Origin of the sequence: Mesorhizobium sp. M4A.F.Ca.ET.050.02.1.1 (assembly GCF_003997725.1) — a bacterium.
In the GTDB taxonomy this organism is placed as follows: Bacteria; Pseudomonadota; Alphaproteobacteria; order Rhizobiales; family Rhizobiaceae; genus Mesorhizobium.
In genome coordinates this window covers 1-7478 of record NZ_RZSG01000257.1, presented here as the reverse complement: position 1 = coordinate 7478, position 7478 = coordinate 1, and the positions used below count along the sequence as shown (strand labels likewise).

Annotated in this window: 8 protein-coding genes; 5 read left to right on the top strand and 3 right to left on the bottom strand. The window is 64.6% G+C overall.

Annotated elements, in window-relative coordinates; translation table 11 throughout:
- Positions 1 to 1280, bottom strand: a 1280-nt coding sequence (locus EOA33_RS17895; RefSeq protein WP_145989180.1) for a chloride channel protein, incomplete at its 3' end; no start/stop codon positions are given.
- A 173-nt stretch (positions 1281 to 1453) separates the two neighbouring features.
- Positions 1454 to 1753, bottom strand: a complete 300-nt coding sequence (locus tag EOA33_RS17890) for a hypothetical protein (protein WP_126057417.1) — start codon at positions 1751 to 1753, stop codon at positions 1454 to 1456.
- Positions 1754 to 2019: 266 nt separating this feature from the next.
- Here EOA33_RS17890 and rlmN point away from each other — a divergent pair, with 266 nt between their 5' ends.
- From rlmN to EOA33_RS17865, 5 genes are all read left to right on the top strand, one after another.
- Positions 2020 to 3255 (top strand): 23S rRNA (adenine(2503)-C(2))-methyltransferase RlmN, encoded by a 1236-nt coding sequence (rlmN, locus tag EOA33_RS17885; protein ID WP_126057416.1) that lies wholly within the window; start codon positions 2020 to 2022, stop codon positions 3253 to 3255.
- Positions 3252 to 3728, top strand: a complete 477-nt coding sequence (locus EOA33_RS17880; RefSeq protein ID WP_126057415.1) for a hypothetical protein — start codon at positions 3252 to 3254, stop codon at positions 3726 to 3728. The genes rlmN and EOA33_RS17880 overlap by 4 nt, the downstream gene beginning before the upstream one ends.
- Positions 3729 to 3905: 177 nt before the next feature.
- Positions 3906 to 5129, top strand: a complete 1224-nt coding sequence (locus EOA33_RS17875) for an argininosuccinate synthase (protein WP_126057414.1) — start codon at positions 3906 to 3908, stop codon at positions 5127 to 5129.
- 189 nt (positions 5130 to 5318) lie between these two features.
- Positions 5319 to 5897, top strand: coding sequence for a hypothetical protein (locus tag EOA33_RS39735; RefSeq protein WP_245455302.1), 579 nt, complete (start codon positions 5319 to 5321; stop codon positions 5895 to 5897).
- A gap of 230 nt (positions 5898 to 6127) precedes the next feature.
- Positions 6128 to 6595 (top strand): hypothetical protein, encoded by a 468-nt coding sequence (locus EOA33_RS17865; protein WP_126057413.1) that lies wholly within the window; start codon positions 6128 to 6130, stop codon positions 6593 to 6595.
- Positions 6596 to 6697: 102 nt separating this feature from the next.
- Here the strand turns inward: EOA33_RS17865 and EOA33_RS17860 are convergent, their stop codons facing one another.
- Entirely contained in the window at positions 6698 to 7471 is a 774-nt protein-coding gene (locus tag EOA33_RS17860) for a lytic transglycosylase domain-containing protein (RefSeq protein WP_127406205.1), read from the bottom strand.
- Positions 7472 to 7478 lie beyond the last annotated feature (7 nt).

Sequence of the window (7478 nt, the reverse complement as noted above, 5' to 3'; positions counted from 1 at the left end):
GCATGATAGAGCGGCTCGTTGGAGATCAGCCTCGCCCTGCCGTAGCCCAGCATCGCCGCGCACATCAGCGCGATGACATTGTCGTGGTTGCCGGTCATTTCGAGGATGATGACGAAGGCCGTCATCGGCGCCTGCACGACGCCGGCGAAATAACCGGCCATGCCGAGCAGCGCCGCCGTGCCGGTGGCGGTGCCGAAGACCAGGCCGAGGGTGCTGCCCAGCCCCGCGCCCACCGCCAGCGACGGTGCGAAGAGACCGCCCGGAATGCCCGACACCATCGACAACAGGCCGGCGGCGAATTTTTCCACGAAGAAGAGGGCCGGCAGCGGCGTGCCTTCGATCGCCCCGCGCGCCTGCGCGTAGCCGGTGCCGAAGGTCAGCCCGCCGGACGCGACGCCGATCACCGCCACGGCCAGCCCGCAGACGGCCGCCACGACCAGCGTGCGCGGTAGCGGCTGCAGCGCGTTCCAGCGGCGGATGCGGCGCATGACCTTCAGCGCAAGCAGCGAGAACAGCGCGCCGACACCGCCGCCGATGATGCCGCAGGCAAGCACCAGCGGCCAGTCGGTGGCAAACGCCACCGTGTCCTTGGCGACGCCGAAATAGGTGTAGTTGCCGAGCAGCCCGAGCGAGGCGAGCCCGGCCAAGATCACCGCCGTCAGCACCAGCCCGTTGGTGCGCGCCTCATAGGCGCGGCCCATTTCCTCGATGGCAAAGACGATGCCGGCAAGCGGCGTGTTGAACGCGGCGGCGATGCCGGCGGCGGAGCCGGCCAGGATCAGCCCGCGCGCCTGCGCCATGCTGCCCCAGCGCGCCGCCTGCAGCATCAGCGAGGCGCCGACCTGGACCGTCGGGCCTTCGCGGCCGATCGAGGCGCCGCAGGCGAGGCCGACGACGGTGAGCGCGATCTTGCCCGCCACCAGCCTGAGCGACAGGATGCGGCTGCGATCCTCCTCGTCGCGCAGATGCCGCGCCGCGATCGCCTGCGGAATGCCGCTGCCTTGCGACCCCGGGAAGAAGGAATGCGCCAGCCAGGCGCAAAGGACAAAACCGAGGGGCGTCACCACGAGCGGCAGATAGAAGCGCCAGCCGCCCTCATTGCCGGTCATGATATGGAACAGAGCCTGCGCGCGGTCGGCAAGCAGCGCGAACAGGACGCTGATCAGGCCGATCGAGACGGCGCCGGCCCAGAAGACGAGACGCGGCTGCCAGACGCGCCGCGACACCCACATGGCGTGCGAACGCCGCAGCAAGCGGTATTTTCGGGATATGCCGGCCATGACGAGCCTCGTGGTGATAGGCCCGGCCTAGCACAATGACGGAGCCGATCAACCCGCGCGGCGAGTCCGACGCTATGCCGGCAACGTCTCGGAACGGGGTTCAAGCAGATGTGATCGGAATACCCGCCGGCGTGCCGGCCGGCGGGAAGGTCGGCGTGCGTGCTTGGCGATGTTCACATCGCCATTTTTTCACACTCGGCCTGGGCCTTCTTGGTCGAGGTGTCGATCATGTAGGTTTTGCCCTTGGCGTCTGTCATCATCATCATGCAGTGCTTGATTGGCTTCGCCATCTTCATCATCTCGGCGCTCATCTTGGCGTCCGGCATCATCGTGCCCATATGGCCGTCGGGCGTGATCGCCGTTACCTGGCCGGCCTTCATCATGGTCATCGTTCCCATCGTGTCTTCGGCAAATGCCTGTGTCGCGGAAAGGCCGAGGAGGCCAGCGATGACAATAAGCTTGATCGAGTGCATTCCGCATACTCCCATTTTGCAGGGGCACAGTTGCCCCTTTCAGGGTTCGCGAAGGCGCCTTGGGTCGTTACGCCAACACGAATATGTGATCGATTTGCGCAGTGCGAGGGATGCGGCGCCGCCTCGCGGCGGTCGAGCGAATGATGACACGACTGGCAAGGTCGCGCCCGCCCCGCATGACTCCGCTCCGAACCTGTGCTATGCGCCGCGCTTCATTTCGGGCACGATGCTGAAATCGGCCGCAAACCGCTTATATTGGCGCAACCATGACCCTTTCACTTGATCTTACCGCCGAAGGCGCGCGCGACGCCTTGCGTGCCCGCGCCGCGCCGGCCGAAAAGCCGACGCTGATCGGCCTCACCCGGGCCGAGCTCGGCGCCGCCCTGGTCGAGGCCGGCATCGTGCCGGAGCGCCAAGCCAAAATGCGCGCCCAGCAGCTCTGGCACTGGATGTATGTGCGCGGCGTCTCCGACTTTTCCGGCATGTTCAACATCTCCAAGGATCTGCGCGCCGAACTCGACAGGCATTTCACCGTCGCGCGGCCCGAGATCGTCGAGGAGCAGATCTCCGCCGACGGCACCCGCAAATGGCTGTTCCGCTTTCCGCCGCGCGGCGCCGGCCGCCCGGTCGAGATCGAGACCGTCTATATCCCCGAGGAAGGCCGCGGCACGCTCTGCATCTCCTCGCAGGTCGGCTGCACGCTGACCTGCTCGTTCTGCCACACCGGCACGCAGAAGCTCGTGCGCAACCTGACCACCGAAGAGATCCTGGCGCAGCTGCTCACCGCCCGCGACCGGCTCGGCGACTTCCCCGACCGCGACACGCCGGACGGCGCCATCGTGCCGGCCGAGGGCCGCAAGGTGTCCAACATCGTCATGATGGGCATGGGCGAGCCGCTCTACAATTTCGAGGCAGTGAAGAAGGCGCTGCTGATCGCCTCCGACGGCGACGGCCTGTCACTGTCCAAGCGCCGCATTACGCTCTCGACCTCCGGCGTCGTGCCGGAAATCTTCCGCACCGGCGAGGAGATCGGCGTCATGCTGGCGATCTCGCTGCACGCCACCAATGACGACCTGCGCGACCTGCTCGTGCCGATCAACAAGAAGTTCCCGTTGAAGGAGCTGATCGCCGCCTGCCGGGCCTATCCCGGCCTCTCCAATGCCAGGCGCATCACCTTCGAATATGTGATGCTGAAGGACGTCAACGATTCCCTCGACGACGCCAAGGCGCTGGTCAAGCTGCTCAAGGGCATTCCGGCCAAGATCAATTTGATCCCGTTCAACCCGTGGCCGGGCACCAACTACCAGTGCTCGGACTGGGAGACGATCGAGAAGTTTGCCGACTACATCAACAATGCCGGCTATGCGTCGCCGATCCGCACACCGCGCGGCCGCGACATCCTCGCCGCCTGCGGCCAGCTCAAGTCGGAGTCGGAGCGCATGCGCAAGGTGGACCGGCTGGCGCTCGAAGCCATGATGATCGCGGGGCACGGCGAGGCGTGAGCCGCTTCATCGCCTACCTCATCCGCTTCGCCGTCATCCTTGTCGGCTACATCGCCGCCTCGCTGGCGGCCAGCGCCTTCCTCAACATCCTGTTCCTGGGCTCGCTCGGCTATACGCCGGACCAGGCTCACCCGACGGCGACCGCCTCGCTCTATTTCTCGATCCCCTTCGTGGCGCTGTTCGTCGCCTATTTCGCCTTCATGCCGGCGACCGTCGTCATCCTCGCCGCCGAGGTCCTCGGACGGCGCGACTGGCTGTTCTATGCGATCGCCGGCGGCGGCGTCGCCGCGGCCTTCCTCGGTTTCGTCCGCCAGAGCGGCGATCCCAACTTCGTCGTCACCGATACCAGCGCCATACTGGCGGTAATTGGCTCCGGCATGGTCGGCGGTATTTTCTACTGGCTCGCCGCCGGCCGCTGGGCCGGCAGCTGGCGCGAGAGCGAGCCTGTTTCGCCTGGGCCGTCAGGATCTTGAGCGCGAAGGCCGAGAACACGCCGCCGAACAGATACGACCATCGGCGTCACCGTGGCCAGCGGCCGGACGGCGGCGTCTGGTCCAGCGTTCGGCTATCAAAGACCGTTCCTCTCTTGCGCAGCCCGGAAACGCCGTGATACCTCGCCCGCGAAACCTTTCCCCGCGGAACCGCCTAAAATGTCCAAGACCAAGAACGTGAAGAAAGTCGTGCTCGCCTACTCAGGCGGCCTCGACACATCCATCATCCTGAAATGGCTGCAGACCGAGCTCGGCGCCGAAGTCGTCACCTTCACCGCCGACCTCGGCCAGGGCGGCGAGCTGGAGCCGGCGCGCCGCAAGGCCGAGCTGATGGGCATCAAGGACATCCGCATCGTCGACGTGCGTGAGGAATTCGTCGCCGACTTCGTCTTCCCGATGTTCCGCGCCAATGCCGTCTATGAAGGCACCTACCTGCTCGGCACCTCGATCGCCCGGCCGCTGATCTCCAAGCACCTCGTCGAGATCGCCAAGGAAACCGGCGCCGACGCGATTGCTCACGGCGCTACCGGCAAGGGCAACGACCAGGTCCGTTTCGAGCTGTCGGCTTACGCGCTTAACCCCGACATTAAGGTCATCGCGCCGTGGCGCGACTGGTCCTTCAAGTCGCGCACCGACCTGCTGAACTTCGCCGAGCAGCACCAGATTCCCGTGCCGAAGGACAAGCGCGGCGACGCGCCGTTCTCGGTCGACGCCAACCTGCTGCACTCCTCCTCGGAGGGCAAGGTGCTGGAGGATCCGTGGACGGAGCCGCCGGAATTCGTCCACCAGCGCACCGTCTCGCCGATGGACGCGCCGGACAAGGTCACCGAGATCGAGATTGAGTTCCTCAAGGGCGATCCGATTGCGCTGAATGGCAAGAAGCTGTCGCCGGCGACGATGCTGGCCGCCCTCAACGACCTCGGTCGCGACAACGGCATCGGCCGGCTCGACCTCGTCGAGAACCGCTTCGTCGGCATGAAATCGCGCGGCGTCTACGAAACGCCCGGCGGCACCATCCTGATCGCCGCCCACCGCGCCATCGAATCGATCACGCTCGACCGCGGTGCCGCGCACCTCAAGGACGAGTTCATGCCGCGCTATGCCGAGCTGATCTACAACGGCTTCTGGTTCTCGCCCGAGCGGCTGATGCTGCAGGCGATGATCGATAAGAGCCAGGAGGACGTCGAGGGCACGGTGCGACTGAAGCTCTACAAGGGCAATGTCATGGTCACCGGCCGCAAGTCGAAGAAGACGCTTTATTCCGACGCGCTGGTCACCTTCGAGGACGACCGTGGCGCCTACGACCAGAAGGACGCCGCCGGCTTCATCCGCCTCAATGCGCTGCGGCTGAGGACGCTCGCGGCGCGCACGCGCAAGGGCTGACATAGCGCCGTCGTGCGCTGTGCCGATCCCGCGAAAGCCGAAACGACGCAAGAAACCCGGTGGAGACGCCGGGTTTTCTATTTTGCGTTCCTAATATAAGCAAAATAAGAACGACCAAATGACGTTTCCCGTTTGACCTTTCGGTAGCTTCATCTAAGTTCCGCCGCGGGATTGACGGGGGTTTTGACAGTGAAAAAAGGCATTTTTGTTCTGCTGGCAACTTCCGTCGCTTTCGCGGCGTGCCAGACCGCGCAGGCCGCGAAGCGTGAGCCAAAGCCGGATCTGGACGGCTGCATCGCCGAAGCCCGCGCCTGGAACATCACGCTCAAGCACGATATCGCCGGTTTCATGGGCGTCTCGCTGGAGCGCATGCCGGCCTTGTTCTGCGAGCGCCTTGCTGCCGGCGTGCGCAGCGGCCGGATCACCTATTCCGATATAAACAACCTGCAGCTCGACCAACCGACCGAAATCTGGATGGTCCTCAAAGGCAAGCCAAAGCCGGCCGCGGTCACGCAAGCCCCGGCACCGCGATCGTCAAACTTCCGTAATTGCACCGGGAGAGACGGCATCTTCCAGGTTCCAGCTTCCCGGAAATGCCCCCCAGGCGGCTACGGGCATTTCGAGCAGCCGTCCGAAAGGGAGATTAGCGCCAGGTCGAAGGCGGCCACCTCAGCGCCGCGGAACCCCAAATTCCATACCTGCTCAAATGTTTTCACCGGCACCTTCGAGGTTCCCGCTTCCCGGAAATGCCCCTTGGGCGGCGGCTAATCGTAATCTACCGGGGTCCCGACGATGATCGAGGGCAGGCCAAGGGCGGCTCCTCCAACGCTGCGGAACTCCAACTTGTTTACCTGCAGCGGTATTGACGGCAGCTTCCAGGTTCCCATTTCCCAGAAATGCCCGTTGAGCGGCTACGCGCATTGTTGAGAGCGAGTGATTGGGCTTTGACCCTGCCCCATAGGCAGAAAGCAAGGCAGCGGAGTGGAGGGACTTCGACAGTGAAGAACGGTCTTTTTCTCTTGCTTTCAGCGGCAGTCATCTTCGGCGGATGCCAGTCCTCGCAGGCCCTGGCGGCGCCGACGTCCAAGTTCCGTACCTGCAGCGGATTTGACGGCCCCTTCCAGGTTCCCATTTCCCAGCAATGCCCGGTGAGCGGCTACGCGCATTCCGACCAACCGACCAAAATGGACAGCAAGGGCAGGTCGAAGGCGGCGACGGCACCACGGTCGTCCAAGTTCCGTACCTGCAGCGGATTTGACGGCCCCTTCCAGGTTCCCGCTTCCCAGAAATGCCCGGTGAGCGGCTACGCGCATTCCGACCAGCCGACCAAAATGGACACCAAGGGCAGGTCGAAGGCGGCCCCGGCGCCGCGGTCGTCCAAATTCCGTAACTGCAGCGGTATTGACGGCAGCTTCCAGGTTCCCATTTCCCAGAAATGCCCGTTGAGCGGCTACGCGCATTATTGAGAGCGGGATCGAACCTGATCGTTTCGAGCGATTGGCTTTGACACCGCTCCATAAACAAAAAGCCCGGCGCATGGCCGGGCTTTCTGTCGAGTGGAGATGGCATCAGTTGCCGTCGATCGCCTCCGCGATGCGGGCAATGGCCTGCTGGTAGACGCTGGCCGAGTTCCAGCCGGCTATGGCGCCCATGTTCGCCTGATAGCCCGCGCCGGCCCGCCAGCCATGGCCCTTGAGGTAGTTGGCGGTGGAAGCGAGCGCGGTATTCCTGTCGCGCAGATTTCCGTTGCCGACGCCATACTTCAGGACGTTTCCGGGCAGGAACTGCGTGTGGCCGATCTCGCCATGCATGGCGCCGACCGAAGCGGAGGTCAACGTCCCGCGATCGACCAGCTTCAGCGCCGCAATGGCATGCGGATAAAAGTAGTCCGGCCGGCGGCAATCATAGGTAAGCGTCAAAATAGCGGACACCGTGTTCTGGTTGCCCATGGAGGCGCCGAAGCCGGTCTCCATGCCCCAGATGGCGAGCAGCACGCCGGGCGGCACGCCGTAGGTCGCTTCGATCCTGTCGAACAGCGCCGCGTTCGACTTCTTCAGCGAACGGCCCTTGGAAATGATCGCAGCCCCGCCGCGGCGCTTCATGAAATCTTCCACCGAGCCGCTGAACGCCTTGTGGATGGCGCGGTCGGCGGAGATGGTCCTCGTCGCGTAGGTCGCGCCAGCCAGGGCGGACAGCCCCCTCGCTCCGACCCCTTCGGCCTGGGCCTGGGCGGCAAAGTCCTGCTTCCAGGCTTCGAAGCCGGCGCTGTTCTTGCCACAGCTGCCAGCCGCCTGCGCGCCTGTCGCCAGCGCAACCACCGCCGCCACCACGGCCGCAAAAATCTTTCCC